The sequence below is a fragment of the Thainema salinarum CENA647 genome, assembly GCF_057732415.1.
Window position 1 is genome coordinate 2,278,877 of the sequence record NZ_JBYJZJ010000022.1, and the last position, 13,909, is coordinate 2,292,785.

General features: G+C 50.6%; 11 protein-coding genes. 9 read left to right on the forward strand and 2 right to left on the reverse strand.

The genetic code is table 11. The features are described from left to right. Nucleotides 1-263: 263 nt before the first annotated feature. Nucleotides 264-2,882, forward strand: coding sequence for an ATP-dependent chaperone ClpB (gene clpB, locus AC286M_RS16950; RefSeq protein WP_488205507.1), 2,619 nt, complete (start codon nt 264-266; stop codon nt 2,880-2,882). Nucleotides 2,883-3,145: 263 nt separating this feature from the next. Then, nucleotides 3,146-4,588: a sugar transferase gene (locus AC286M_RS16955; protein ID WP_488205508.1), complete on the forward strand. Its 1,443-nt coding sequence runs from the start codon at nt 3,146-3,148 to the stop codon at nt 4,586-4,588. 11 nt (nt 4,589-4,599) lie between these two features. Here the strand turns inward: AC286M_RS16955 and radA are convergent, their stop codons facing one another. Continuing rightward, nucleotides 4,600-6,057: a DNA repair protein RadA gene (gene radA, locus AC286M_RS16960; protein ID WP_488205509.1), complete on the reverse strand. Its 1,458-nt coding sequence runs from the start codon at nt 6,055-6,057 to the stop codon at nt 4,600-4,602. 186 nt (nt 6,058-6,243) lie between these two features. Here radA and rpaB point away from each other — a divergent pair, with 186 nt between their 5' ends. The 7 genes from rpaB to AC286M_RS16995 all read left to right on the forward strand — a co-directional run bounded on the left by rpaB (nt 6,244) and on the right by AC286M_RS16995 (nt 13,104). Continuing rightward, nucleotides 6,244-6,972, forward strand: a complete 729-nt coding sequence (rpaB, locus tag AC286M_RS16965; RefSeq protein ID WP_488205510.1) for a response regulator transcription factor RpaB — start codon at nt 6,244-6,246, stop codon at nt 6,970-6,972. A 444-nt stretch (nt 6,973-7,416) separates the two neighbouring features. Further along, nucleotides 7,417-8,451 (forward strand): phosphate acyltransferase PlsX, encoded by a 1,035-nt coding sequence (plsX, locus tag AC286M_RS16970; protein WP_488205511.1) that lies wholly within the window; start codon nt 7,417-7,419, stop codon nt 8,449-8,451. A gap of 2 nt (nt 8,452-8,453) precedes the next feature. Next, nucleotides 8,454-9,446, forward strand: a complete 993-nt coding sequence (locus AC286M_RS16975; protein WP_488205512.1) for a beta-ketoacyl-ACP synthase III — start codon at nt 8,454-8,456, stop codon at nt 9,444-9,446. Nucleotides 9,447-9,890: 444 nt separating this feature from the next. Continuing rightward, on the forward strand, nt 9,891-10,775 hold the full coding sequence (gene fabD / locus AC286M_RS16980) for an ACP S-malonyltransferase (protein WP_488205513.1): 885 nt from the start codon (nt 9,891-9,893) through the stop codon (nt 10,773-10,775). Between the two features lie 90 nt (nt 10,776-10,865). Further along, nucleotides 10,866-11,504, forward strand: coding sequence for a lysophospholipid acyltransferase family protein (locus AC286M_RS16985; RefSeq protein WP_488205514.1), 639 nt, complete (start codon nt 10,866-10,868; stop codon nt 11,502-11,504). 70 nt (nt 11,505-11,574) lie between these two features. Beyond that, nucleotides 11,575-11,886 carry a DUF2288 domain-containing protein gene (locus AC286M_RS16990; RefSeq protein WP_488205515.1) on the forward strand — a complete coding sequence of 104 codons (312 nt, stop codon included), beginning with the start codon at nt 11,575-11,577 and terminating at the stop codon, nt 11,884-11,886. A 111-nt stretch (nt 11,887-11,997) separates the two neighbouring features. Next, complete coding sequence (locus AC286M_RS16995; protein WP_488205516.1) at nt 11,998-13,104, forward strand: AI-2E family transporter; 1,107 nt, start codon at nt 11,998-12,000, stop codon at nt 13,102-13,104. On the opposite strand, the gene AC286M_RS17000 is transcribed toward AC286M_RS16995, so the two are convergent. After that, the gene (locus AC286M_RS17000; protein ID WP_488205517.1) at nt 13,053-13,688 is read right to left on the reverse strand and encodes an HAD-IA family hydrolase; all 636 of its coding nucleotides are present in this window, start codon (nt 13,686-13,688) and stop codon (nt 13,053-13,055) included. The two genes, AC286M_RS16995 and AC286M_RS17000, sit on opposite strands and share 52 nt — an antisense overlap. Nucleotides 13,689-13,909 lie beyond the last annotated feature (221 nt).

Consider the following 13,909-nt stretch of genomic DNA (forward strand, 5'->3'; position numbering starts at 1 on the left):
CAAATATTAGTGCATAGCTTGAGCAAAGCTACTCTTCTATCTTATCAGATCACCCTAGAGACGTAGATCGGCTTTTACATTGAGATGCGTTGTGAACTGGATACCGAACATGGAATTTTGTACTTAGACCGAGGGCGGCAATGCCTCTACAAATAGGTGTGAACACCGATCTTTGTCGCGACGCATTCACTTCTACAATGCAAACAGCAGCTTCAGACAGTAGAGAGTAAGAGAAACCCTAACGTTGAGGGGATTCAGGCCATATGCAACCAACTAACCCCAATCAGTTTACAGAAAAAGCGTGGGAAGCGATTACCCAGACGCCGGACTTGGTGAAACAGGCTCAGCAGCAGCAGATTGAATCTGAGCATTTGATGCAGGCGCTGCTGGAGCAGGAAGGTTTAGCTATCAGCATTTTGAGTCGGGCGGGTGCCAACGTGCAGCAGGTGCGCGATCGCACATCAGAGTTTATTAATAAACAGCCCAAAGTATCGGGTAGCGGCGATTCAGTTTATCTAGGACGGTCGCTAGATTCGCTGCTGGATCGAGCCGATAATTATCGTAAGCAGTTTGACGACGAGTTTATCTCAATTGAGCACGTAGTGCTGGCCTATGTGAAAGATGAGCGGTTTGGTCAGCGGTTGTTCCAAGAGTTAAACCTGGACGAGAAAAAACTTAGAACCGTTATTCAAGAGATTCGAGGCAGTCAGAAAGTGACAGACAAAAATCCAGAAGGGAAATACGATGCGCTGCAAAAGTATGGTCGCGATCTAACCGACTATGCCCGCAGCGGTAAACTTGACCCGGTGATTGGCCGAGACGATGAAATTCGTCGCACCATTCAGATTTTGTCGCGTCGCACCAAGAATAACCCGGTGCTGATCGGTGAACCCGGTGTTGGTAAAACTGCGATCGCAGAAGGGTTGGCCCAGCGGATTATCGCCGGAGACGTGCCCCAGTCGTTGAAAGACCGTCAGCTCATTGCCCTGGATATGGGTGCGCTAATCGCGGGTGCTAAGTATCGCGGTGAATTTGAGGAGCGGCTCAAAGCGGTTCTGAAAGAAGTCACCGATTCCAAAGGTCAAATCATTCTGTTCATCGACGAGATTCACACTGTCGTGGGCGCAGGTGCAACCCAAGGCGCGATGGATGCGGGCAACTTGCTGAAGCCGATGCTGGCGCGGGGCGAACTGCGCTGTATTGGTGCGACGACGCTGGATGAATATCGCAAGTACATTGAAAAAGACGCCGCTCTGGAGCGCCGCTTCCAGCAGGTGTTTGTCGATCAGCCCAGTGTGGAAGACACAATTTCCATTCTGCGGGGTCTGAAAGAGCGCTACGAAGTCCACCACGGGGTGAAAATTTCCGACAATGCCCTGGTGGCAGCGGCTACCTTATCGACTCGCTATATTAGCGATCGCTTTTTGCCCGATAAGGCAATTGACCTGGTAGATGAGTCTGCCGCCAAGCTGAAGATGGAGATTACCTCCAAGCCAGAGGAACTGGACGAGGTGGATCGGAAGATTATGCAGATGGAGATGGAAAAGCTCTCGCTGCAAAAGGAAACCGATCCAGCTTCGTTGGATCGCTTAGATCGACTGGAGAAAGAGGTAGCTGATCTGAAAGAAGATCAGCGCCGCCTCAATGCCCAGTGGCAAAACGAGAAGGATGTAATCGAGAAAATCCAAGCGATTAAAGAAGAGATCGATCACGTCAACATTGAAATTCAGCAGGCCGAACGGGACTACGACTTGAACCGGGCGGCTCAGCTCAAGTACGGTAAACTGACTGACTTACAGCGGCAACTGGAACAAGCCGAGGCGAATTTAGCCGATGCCCAAACCAGTGGTAAAACCCTGCTGCGGGAAGAAGTGACCGAAGAGGATATTGCTGAAATCATCTCGAAGTGGACAGGCATTCCGGTCAGCAAGCTGGTTGAATCGGAAATGCAGAAGCTGCTGCACCTTGAAGATGAGCTACACGAGCGAGTTGTTGGTCAAGATGAAGCCGTTACCGCTGTGGCCGATGCCATTCAGCGATCGCGAGCGGGCTTGGCAGACCCCAATCGTCCCACCGCTAGCTTTATCTTCCTTGGCCCTACGGGTGTCGGTAAAACCGAGTTGGCGAAAGCGTTGGCCGCGTACCTGTTCGACACCGAAGACGCAATGGTGCGGATTGACATGTCAGAGTACATGGAGAAGCACAACGTTGCTCGCTTAATCGGTGCGCCTCCAGGATATGTGGGCTACGAAGAAGGTGGCCAGCTAACGGAAGCCATTCGGCGGCGTCCCTACGCGGTCATCCTGTTTGACGAAATCGAGAAAGCGCACCCCGACGTGTTCAACGTGCTGCTGCAAATCCTCGATGACGGTCGCGTCACCGATGCCCAGGGCCATACGGTCGATTTCAAAAACACCGTGATTATCATGACTTCCAATATCGGTTCCCAGTTCATTCTGGACGTAGTCAGTGATGATGATCAGTACGAAGAAATGCGATCGCGGGTTTTGGATGCTCTGCGTGCTCAGTTCCGACCTGAGTTTCTCAACCGAGTCGATGAGATGATCATCTTCCACGCTCTACGAAAAGAGCAACTGCGCGAAATCGTCAAGCTACAGGTTCAGCGACTGGAGCAGCGCTTGGCGGATAAGAAGATGGCCTTGCGGCTATCCGATGGCGCACTCGACTTCTTGGCCGAAGTGGGCTACGACCCCGTCTACGGTGCGCGTCCACTGAAGCGGGCCATCCAGCGCGAACTGGAAACGCAAATCGCGAAATCGATCCTGCGCGGACAGTTCGTTGAAGGAGACACCATCTTTGTCGATGTGGAAAATGAACGGCTGTCGTTCAAGCGGCTCCCGGCTGAACTCGTAACCACCTAAAAATTTCGCCCAAAATTCCAAAAACGAATAACGGGCTGCCGCGTTTGTGGCAGCCCGTTATTCGTTTTGAGTGTCAGCAAGATCACGATAGCGGTGGCCAGACAGGTTCGGACATGAACGTTACAAAAACGTTCCAAACAATGTGGCTAGCATTACATATATAACGGAGTGCTATCAGATGACAGATTTTAGGAGTGTTTGAGGAATACTGGAAGAAGAACCCCTTTTCCACAAAGGCTGACGCGTAACCCCCCTACATCAGCATGGAACGACTACACCAACGTCTTACATCTTCCACAACCACCGATATTCGTTCTGCCCAACGACTTCGATGGATCGAAATCTTGCAGTGGCCCTGGCATCAGATCGGCCTATTGTTCGTTAGCGATATTATTGCGATCGCACTGGCTTGGCAGCTCGCCAAACGCCTCAACCAGTTCTATTCGCCGATTCCGCAACAGTTAGTCTGGTGGACGTGGTTAGGGTTGCCCAGCTTATTTTGGGTTTTTATCACAATTACGCTACTGTTATTCGCCAAAGCAGGGCTTTATACTTCAATTAGCCAATGGAAAAATTACCTGCGGGCGGGTCAATTGGTGAGTTGGGTCTATCTTTTTACGTTAGTCGTCGCCTATTTTTATGACCCCAAGCTGGATGCGCCCCGCTCTCTCTTTTTTACGGCCTGGTTTAGCAGCGTCATCTTTGTGATTGGGTTCCGCTTAATTGCCACGCTGATTTTGCGCCAGTTTGAACAAAGCCAAGCTAAAGTACCGGTCTTTGTCATCGCCAGAGCCGAGCGACTGTCCAAATTGGCTAATGTGTTAAAACAGCGATCGCACTATAAGATTGTCGGCGCTGCTCTGTCCTCAACCGCGCACTCGCAGACAACTTTACAGTCCATTATCAACTCTCAAGCTCAAGAGGTGATTGCCGAAAGCTTGCCGAATACAGAGTTGGCCTCTGGCCTGTTCTGGCAGCTTCAGCGCTCTGGCATTACTCTACGCTTGTTACCCTCTAGCCGCGAAATGCTGCATCGACGCGGCGTACCGGAGGTGTTTGCGGGTCTGCCCACGCTGCGGATTGCCACCCCGGTGGTGCGCGGTCTCAGCTACCGGATTAAGCGCTGTATTGACTTCTTTGGTGCTGCTGTTGGTGTGATTATCTTAGCGCCGCTGTTTATCGGAGTTGCGATCGCAATTAAGCTTACTTCTCCCGGCCCCGTCTTTTTTCGTCAAGAACGGATGGGGTTAAATCGGCGCATCTTTCAGGTTTGGAAGTTCCGCACAATGGTCATGGATGCTCCGGGCTTACAAACTGAACTGGAAGCCCAGAATGAAGCCAATGGGGTGATGTTCAAAATTAAGGCCGATCCCCGTGTCACCAAGATCGGCAATTTTCTCCGCCGCACTAGTATCGACGAACTGCCCCAGCTGTTTAATGTGCTGATGGGGCAGATGAGTCTGGTTGGCCCCCGCCCGCTCCCGCTACGGGATATTCAGCATTTCACGGCCTGGCACCACATCCGCCATCAGGTGCTACCCGGTATTACCGGACTTTGGCAAATTTCTGGGCGTTCCGATATTGATGATTTTGACGATGTCGCTCGCTTAGATTTGTACTACATCGATAACTGGTCGCTGAACCTAGATTTGGAAATCCTGGTCGAAACGATGCGGATTGTGCTGTTTGGGCGCGGTGCCTACTAAATCCACTCGACTTAGTTGGTCTCTGGATGAGACGGCGAAAGTGCGATCGCAATGGCATCGACTAAGCGAGACACTTCATGTACCTCCATTTTCAAATCCGGTACGGATTGCCCTTTTGGCACGATTGCCCGCTTAAAGCCCAATTTATAAGCTTCCCGTAGCCGCAGTTCTACCTGCGAAACGGCCCGGATCTGCCCTCCTAGACCAAGTTCACCAATCAGCACCGTTTGCGGATCGACCATGCGATCGCGGAAGCTGGCCACAACTGCCACCGCAACTCCCAGATCGGCGGCGGGTTCGGCTACATTCAAGCCACCGGAAGAGGCCACATAAGCATCGAGTTTAGACAGGGGAATGCCGACTCTCTTTTCCAGCACCGCCAGAATTTGCAGCAGCCGATTGTATTCGATTCCAGTCGTCGAGCGGCGTGGAGAGCTATAGCTAGTGGTGCTCACTAGAGCCTGTAGTTCAACCAGTAAGGGACGAGTGCCCTCACAGGCCACAATCGTGGCGTTACCCGAAGCCGCCTCTTCGCGATTACCCAAAAACAGAGCCGAGGGATTGGGCACTTCTTCCAGCCCCCGATCAACCATTTCAAATACACCCAACTCATGGGTAGCACCAAAGCGATTTTTTACTGAGCGGAGTAATCGGTGACTGGCAAATCGATCGCCCTCAAAGTACAAAACGGTATCCACCAAGTGTTCTAGTACCTTGGGACCTGCGATCGCACCTTCTTTGGTGACATGCCCGACAATCAATAGCGTGATGTTATTGCGCTTGGCCAACCGCATCAGAGCTGACGTGCATTCCCGCACCTGGGAGACCGAACCTGGTGCCGAATTCAATTCGCTGAAATACAATGCTTGAATACTATCGATAATCGCCACGCGGGGCTGAAGCGATTCCAGCTCCATCAGCACTGCATCTAAATCCGTTTCCGGCAACAAATATAGATTGGGTTCTGCCAGTGAGGCACCAGAGTTAGCAGATGCGGCCAGATTAGCTGCGATACCAAGACGTTGCGATCTCAGTTTGACCTGCTGTCCCGACTCTTCGGCGCAGACGTAAAGGACTGGAAAATCCTGCGCCAAAAAATTAGCGCTCTGGAGCAGCAGCGTGGATTTACCAATTCCCGGATCGCCACCAACCAGTACAAGCGAGCCAGGCACCAGTCCACCACCCAGTACTCGATTCAGTTCTTCGTAACCAGACGATAACCGGGCTTGGGGATGATCTTCAATTTGGGCTAGAGTTTGAGCAAGTCGCGGCTGGGCTGGGCTAGCCTTAGCAGTAGCGGTAGCGGTGCCGGACGATCGCACCCGACTGGTGCTGCTCGATCCGGCAGTGGGTGTGGCGACCTGTTCAACTAAAGAGTTCCAGCTACTGCAAAATGGGCATTTACCGAAATATTGGGCGGATTCTGCCCCGCATTCATTACAAACGTAAACAGTACGGAGTTTAGCCATCAGAATCGCAACAAAATATTAACAATAATCAACATTTCTTCGTGTTTCGACCGAACCTTAAGAAACCTTAAAAAGCAGGCGGTATATAGGGTTTAACCGTGGAAAATTCAGCTAATTAACGTACTATTCTAATGATAAAGTACCAAAAATTAATTAACAGAAATTAGCCTTAAGGAGTGTAGGTCATTGGAAAGCCATAAGGAAAAGATCCTAGTTGTAGATGATGAGGCAAGTATCCGTCGGATTTTAGAAACTCGTCTATCGATGATTGGGTACGACGTTGTCACCGCGGCTGATGGGGAAGAAGCGCTAGAAACATTTCGACACGCAATTCCGGATTTGGTGGTGCTGGATGTCATGATGCCCAAGCTCGATGGCTACGGCGTTTGTCAAGAGCTACGGAAAGAATCCGATGTTCCCATTATTATGCTGACTGCGCTTGGCGATGTGGCCGACCGGATCACAGGTTTGGAGCTAGGTGCGGATGACTATGTCGTTAAGCCTTTCTCTCCCAAAGAGCTGGAAGCCCGCATTCGTTCTGTCTTACGCCGTGTGGAGAAGACGGGCACCTCCGGTATTCCAAGTTCCGGTGTAATCACTGTCAACAACATTCGGATCGATACCAACAAGCGTCAGGTCTACAAAGGCGACGAGCGAATTCGGCTCACAGGTATGGAATTTAGCCTGCTGGAGCTGTTGGTCAGCCGCTCAGGCGAACCCTTCTCCCGTTCTGAAATTCTGCAGGAAGTCTGGGGCTATACACCGGAGCGCCATGTTGACACTCGTGTCGTAGATGTCCATATTTCTCGCTTACGGGCCAAATTAGAAGATGACCCCAGCAATCCAGAACTGATTCTGACGGCAAGAGGAACAGGCTATCTATTTCAGCGAATTGTCGAACCGGGCGAAATGTAGATTAATCAGCCGATCAATTGACTCGACAAAAATCAACTGGATCAAATAGCATGAGAGCGATTTAAGTCTTTTTAAGCTGGTTCTTGCAGATATTCAAGCAAATTTGCCCAGAATCAACCTCATGCGAGCAATGCGATCACAGGCACCGCAGTAACTTTACATAATTTAGACAGAATCTTAGACCGCATCTACTATTCTGAAACTGGAGGCGGACTGCAGGTGCGATCGCGCATTGAGATTGTTTTGGGTGTTCAGTCAGGAATATTCGCTTAAAGCAATCGCTTAGAGCATCGCTGGAATATTGATTGGCGTATCTGGTGGAGGATTCGCTGAACCGCTATACTGCATCATTAGCATCGTGATACATCGTGAGATTTCAGATTCAGCCGCTAAACATTAGAGGCCATCTGATAAGATCTTTAAGGTTTCTATAGCTTTGAGTACATGGGATCAGGACAGGCAAGAATTGCAGTTGATGCCATGGGTGGCGACTTTGCTCCCGCCGAGATTGTCGCAGGCGCAATTCGGGCAAAAGCAGAACTTGGTGTCGATATCATTTTGGTTGGGGACCCAGACCAGATTAATTCTGTCATTCCCCACGCAGACAGTTTGAATGGCATTGACATTGTTCCGGCTGAAGGAGCAGTGGAAATGCATGAAGAAGCATTAACGGCCATTCGCCGTAAACCCAAATCTTCCATCAACGTGGCAATGGATTTGGTCAAGCGGAAAAAGGCTGATGCGGTGGTTTCCGCTGGCCACTCTGGCGCAGCGATGGCTGCGGCATTGCTGCGAGTTGGACGATTAAAGGGCATTGATCGCCCTGCCATAGGCACCGTGTTGCCAACCATTGTGGCAGGTAAGTCTGTGCTGCTACTGGATATGGGCGCAAATGTAGACTGTCGCCCGAAGTTTTTAGAGCAGTTTGCCCTCATGGGCACCATTTACTCCCGCGACGTTTTAGGTAATCCCGAACCGCGTGTGGGACTGCTCAATATTGGGGAAGAACCCACAAAGGGTAACGAACTGGCGATTCAAACCCATCAGTTGCTCACCGCCAACCCCAGCATTCCGTTCGTCGGTAATGCCGAAGGGCGAGATGTTCTCTCCGGTGAGTTTGATGTCATCGTCTGTGACGGATTTGTCGGTAACATTCTGCTCAAGTTTGCTGAGGCAGTTGGCAGCGTCGTGCTGCAAATCCTGCGCGAAGAATTGCCCCAGGGACTGCACGGTAAAGTGGGCACTGCACTACTCAAGCCGAATCTGCGCCGAATCAAACAGCGGATCGATCACGCTGAACATGGGGGCGGTTTGCTGCTTGGTGTTGCCGGTATTTGTATTATTAGCCACGGTAGTTCCCAAGCTCCTTCTGTTTTTAATGCCATCCGCCTCGCCAAAGAAGCGGTGGATAATCGGATCTTGGAGCAAATTCAGTCCCAATACCAAAACGCAATGGCTTCAGTCACAGACGGAGAGTAGCTTTGGATTATCAACTCATCGGAACCGCTATCACAGGCAGCGGTTCTGCGTTTCCTAACCAGGTGCTTGACAATCAGGGACTTAGCCAGATTGTAGATACCTCAGATGAATGGATTAGTAGTCGAACAGGCATCCAGCAGCGGCGCATTGCTAATCAAGACGAGTCTCTAGCCGATATTGCGGCTCAGGCAGCTCAAGCTGCGATCGCAATGGCCCATCTTGATCCGGAAGAGATTGATCTGATCCTGCTGGCCACCTCTACCCCAGACGATCTGTTTGGGACAGCCAGCTTAGTGCAGGCCAAGCTGGGTGCAACGAGAGCTGTGGCTTTTGATCTGACTGCTGCCTGCTCGGGATTTGTGTTTGGCATGGTGACCGCCGCCCAATTTATTCGTACCGGAGTATATCGCAATGTGGTGCTGATTGGCGGCGATATTCTCTCCCGCTGGACAGACTGGAGCGATCGCCGCACCTGCGTCCTGTTTGGCGATGGGGCGGGGGCAATTGTGCTCCAGGCTAGTGAGCGCGATCGCATTTTGGGTTTTGAACTGCGCAGCGATGGTAGCCAAAACGGTTGTCTCAATCTTGCCTATCAAGGACAATCCCGCGAGCTAGCCAATACAGTGGCTAGCCAAGGCAACTATCAGTTCATCACAATGAATGGTCGAGAAGTGTATCGCTTCGCCGTCAATAAAGTGCCTGAGGTGATCGAAAAGGCACTGTTCCGCGCTAATCGTTCCACTGCTGACGTAGACTGGCTGCTGCTCCATCAGGCCAACCAGCGAATTCTAGACGCTGTCGCTCAGCGGTTGAATATCCCGAATGAACGGGTGATTAGCAATATGACTCGCTACGGCAACACCTCTGCCGCCTCAATTCCGTTAGCGCTAGATGAGTGGGTTCAGGCTGGTAAAATCAAGCCCGGTGACACAATCGCCGCCGCTGGTTTTGGCGCAGGTCTCACCTGGGGGGCCACGATTTTCGAGTGGCAGTAAGCATTGGCCCAAATCACATTGACTCAATCAACCCCATCTAAAAGTTACGTCGGTTGAGTTGGATCAGGCGAAACCAATAATTACAGGGATTGTTCGGTCTCGCAAACTCGACAGTAACCAACAGCAACCGAATGGACGCACCACGCGGCTCAATTCGATTCTGTACGCTAATTCAAGTCACAAATTGAGCGTCACCAACCCTAGAAATGCTTTATAGGAGCAGGTTTTGTTCACTAACCTGGTTCAGGTTCTTACCGGGTAAGCAACCCCACCCTGACAACAGTGCCTATTTTTCTGTAAAGTACTCTAACGTAATAGATTTAATGGTAATGGTATTCAGGTGATGATTTTGGGGTGTATGGACACCACCCACACACCCCAAAATCATCACCTTTTGAGGGCTACCAATTTAAGTAACGACCAGAGCGATTGAAGGGCATTCGTATGAGTAAGACAGCATGGATTTTCCCAGGACAAGGATCTCAAGTCATCAACATGGGAGAAGATCTGTTTCGGTTAGAATCCCTACAGTTGCAGCTGGCTCAGGCGAATGACATTCTCGGTTGGTCAGTGGCCGAAATTTGCCAAGACCCAGACGATAAGGTGTCGCAAACGCTCTACACTCAGCCCTGTCTGTACGTCGTTGAAGCACTACTGGCTGAGCAACTGATGCAGCAAGGACAAACTCCTGATTTCGTTGCTGGGCATAGCCTGGGTGAATATGTGGCGCTGTTTGCAGCGGGCGTATTTGACTTTGCCACTGGCCTTCAGTTGGTCAAGCGACGGGCTGAACTGATGTCAACCGCCACAGGCGGCACAATGGCCGCGGTGATTGGCTTTAAGCGCGAAGAACTCGATGCCGTGATTGCCGATACGGACGGTGTAGTACTCGCAAATGACAACAATCCAATGCAGGTGGTGATTTCTGGTACTGTTGAGGGCGTCGATGCGGTTCTGGCCCAGGTGAAAAGTAAGCGCGCCGTTAAGCTCAACGTCAGCGGAGCGTTTCATTCACCGCTAATGGCTGATGCTGCTGCTCAGTTCCAATCAGTGCTAGAGACTATCGAATTCCAATCCGCCCGCATTCCGGTTCTATCCAATGTTGACCCCACGCCGGAAACAGACGGTACCCAGCTAAAGCAGCGGTTAACGCAACAGATGACAGGTTCTGTACGCTGGCGCGAAATTTCGCTCAAACTAGCTGATGAAGGCGTCGAGCGAGTGGTCGAAGTTGGCCCTGGTAATGTCCTAACGGGGCTAATCAAGCGCACTTGCTCCGGAATGACGCTGGAGAACGTACATGCGATCGCAGATTTAGCATCTGCCTGATTGGTTTACATCATCAGTCTCCTGAAACAGTTTCCTAAAATCCAAAATTTAGGCAATCTAAGCAGCAAAGCACTCTAGCAATCTAAATCAATGGGCAGAGAACGGGAACCTGCAATCAGCCTTGCGCTGTATCACCTCTTCAAGTGGTCGGTCGTTAGCCCGGTCCTGCATACCTATTTTAGGGGTCGCGTTTACGGTGCTGAAAACGTACCGAAGACTGGTCCCCTAGTCGTGGTCAGCAATCACGCTAGCGATTTTGACCCGCCCATTTTAGCGAACTGTGTTGCTCGTCCGGTTGCCTTCATGGCGAAGGAAGAGCTGTTTAAAGTACCGGGTCTGAGTCAGGCCATTCGTCTGTATGGAGCCTATCCGGTTAAGCGTGGCTCTGCCGATCGCAGCGCGATTCGAGCCGCATTACAATCACTGGATAACGGCTGGGCCGTAGGAATTTTTCTGCAGGGCACCCGTACACCGGATGCTCGTATTCCATCACCCAAGGTCGGGGCAGCCCTGATTGCGGCCAAGGCCAAGGTGCCGCTAGTGCCCGTCAGTTTGTGGGGAACTCAGGAAATCATTCAATCTGGCTCAGCCATTCCCCACCCGGTGCCCGTTACAATCCGGGTTGGAGCAGTGATCGATCCGCCCGCTTCAACCCAGCGAGCAGATTTAGAATCTGTGACGCAGCAGTGTGCGGCAGCGATTCATCAACTGCATGATTTGGGCCGCTAGAGACAATTCTCCTCCTTAGAGTAGTTGTCTATCCGATTCTTTACCTGTTGAATTTAAGATTAAAGCAGACATGGAGCAGCTTAGAAACCAGCTAACGGAAACAATGGAACTGGCCGAATGGAGTTGGCTAATGCCTCATGCTAAGCGAGACGCCATCGTGTTAGTTGATCCGGATCTGGACTTGATTGAAGTTGGTTTAGCCATTTCAACCGATAACGTTCCTGCTGTGCAGCGCTGGATTCAGGAAGCCATGTTGGTTAAGCCAACTAGCGAACAATTGAGCGACTGGAATCGTGATACAAGTAAGCAATTTAATACATTGATTGTGCAGCCCTATGTCTTGGTGCAAGAACTTACCGCGCCATTGGAATCCGAAATCTGATTCTAAATCCCAGAGCCGTCGATTGCAAAAGGTATACCATGCAGCCCTTTTGCACTTGGCGGAAACTGGTCTTTACTCACGGATTCGATACAGTATATGGATGTTCATTGAATGAGCGAATCTCCTCATCCGCTGTTTGAGCGCCTCAACAATTCCGCTCTGATTCGCTTCTTACTCCTGTTTGCCTGTGGATGGGCAGTGGTTGAACTGCTCGCTTATTTCGAAATGGTGGTAGTGGTTTTTAGCTGCGCTACCATTTTGGCGTTTTTGTTGAGCTATCCAGTGGGCTGGGTCAGCCGCTATTTACCCCGAGGAATAGCGGCTACGCTGGTGTTTAGCATTGCGCTAATTATTCTGGGAGTTGCGATCGCAACATTAGGGATTACCGTTTTATCTCAAGGCGAACGGTTAGTTGACAACATCACGGAACTGCTCGATTCGCTGAATCCACTCCTGAATCAGATTGAACAACGGCTGGAGCAGTGGAATGCAGAGGTCGATTTTGCAGCCATTGAAGATTCCCTGCGAGAGCGAGCAATTGGCCTGGTAACGTCTGGTTTGGCCGTCATCCAGGTAATGCTCACCAACCTTATCCATCTCATTTTGATTGCAGTTGTTGCCTTTTTCATGCTGCTCGATGGCAATAAGATCTGGCGACTGATCCTGCGTGCTGTCCCCTACCATCTGCATCGACGATTAACCGTTACGATTCGGCGCAATCTGCTGGGTTTCTTCTGGGGACGGCTGATTCTATCAACTTTTTTTGGCGCTTCCACCTTTATCGTGTTCTTACTTTTGGGAGTGCCGCACGCATTCATTTTCGCCGTCGTCGCGGGACTCTTTGACCTCATTCCCGGCATCGGAGCGACGATTGGCATTAGCCTGATCGCATTACTCATGTTGACTCAAAGCATTTGGCTGCCAATCCAAATTGTCGTGGTTTGCATCCTGCTGCAGCAGGTCGAAGAAAATATTTTGCTGCCCCACGTCATGAAAGGCTCGCTCAACATCAGTCCCGTTGTCATGTTTTTCGCCCTACTGGTTGGTGCTAGAATCGCAGGCATTCTGGGACTTTTCCTCTCAATTCCGATCGCAGGTATCGTGGTTAGCCTGCTTGAAATTGAGGAAATGAAAGCTCGACCTGTTCCGTTTGACAAAAAAGAGGATCAAAGCCGCGATCGCGATTTCATCAGCTTCAACAATTCGGACGGCGAATAAATCAAAAAATCAGGTTGATGAGCCTGCAGAATTTCGGGAGTGTTAAATCCCCAAGCTACCGCAATCATATTAATGGGCAGCACTTTGGCTGCTTCGACATCGCGCGTTTCATCGCCGACATAAAAGACATGGGTGGGCTTGATCTGATACTGCCGCAGCACCCGCCGCAGAACCTTCGCTTTACCAAACAGCGTCGTGCCGGAGTAAATGAAGCTAAACTGCTCAGTTAATTGGTGACGGACGAGAAAACGCTGAACATTTTGGGCCGAATTAGAGGTCACGATACCGAGTCGATGCTCACGAGCCAGTTCACGCAGAACCGGCTCAAGTTGGGCAATGGGTTGAATACTTTCAATTGATGCATTGAGCTCTCGGCGAACCCGTCTTACCAGGCGGGCAAACTGAAAAATGGATAGCCCAGAGTGGCGAATAATTTGCTGAGTACTCAGCCCCTGTAGCTGCTTGACATCATGAGAGGTCACCATCGGATAGCGATACTTGGTCGCAAGCCGATTCGTAATGGCTACGATTGCGTCCAATGTATCGGCGATGGTTCCATCAAAGTCGAAAATGATAACAGCCACAGTAGATTCTTAGGGTTACGAAACTAGAACATGCAGATAAAATTGAGTTGAAAAACCACTGCCAGATTTAAGCTGATCAAAGAGATGATGCTGAAAATGGTGTAACAGATTGTTTCATCTGAACACGTTCTCACGACACCTTTATAAGTGCCCTAAATCGGGATTGCGGCTGACTCTGAGCGCCTGTTTCCAGGATTCACCACCGCTGCTGGGATCGTAAA

Excerpts from the sequence above, each read along its gene's own strand:
- radA (WP_488205509.1), bottom strand. The coding sequence starts at position 6,057 with ATGGCTAAACTCCGTACTGTTTACGTTTGTAATGAATGCGGGGCAGAA.
- AC286M_RS16990 (WP_488205515.1), top strand. The coding sequence starts at position 11,575 with ATGGAGCAGCTTAGAAACCAGCTAACGGAAACAATGGAACTGGCCGAA.
- clpB (WP_488205507.1), top strand. The coding sequence starts at position 264 with ATGCAACCAACTAACCCCAATCAGTTTACAGAAAAAGCGTGGGAAGCG.
- AC286M_RS16995 (WP_488205516.1), top strand. The coding sequence starts at position 11,998 with ATGAGCGAATCTCCTCATCCGCTGTTTGAGCGCCTCAACAATTCCGCT.
- fabD (WP_488205513.1), top strand. The coding sequence starts at position 9,891 with ATGAGTAAGACAGCATGGATTTTCCCAGGACAAGGATCTCAAGTCATC.
- plsX (WP_488205511.1), top strand. The coding sequence starts at position 7,417 with ATGGGATCAGGACAGGCAAGAATTGCAGTTGATGCCATGGGTGGCGAC.
- AC286M_RS16955 (WP_488205508.1), top strand. The coding sequence starts at position 3,146 with ATGGAACGACTACACCAACGTCTTACATCTTCCACAACCACCGATATT.
- AC286M_RS16985 (WP_488205514.1), top strand. The coding sequence starts at position 10,866 with ATGGGCAGAGAACGGGAACCTGCAATCAGCCTTGCGCTGTATCACCTC.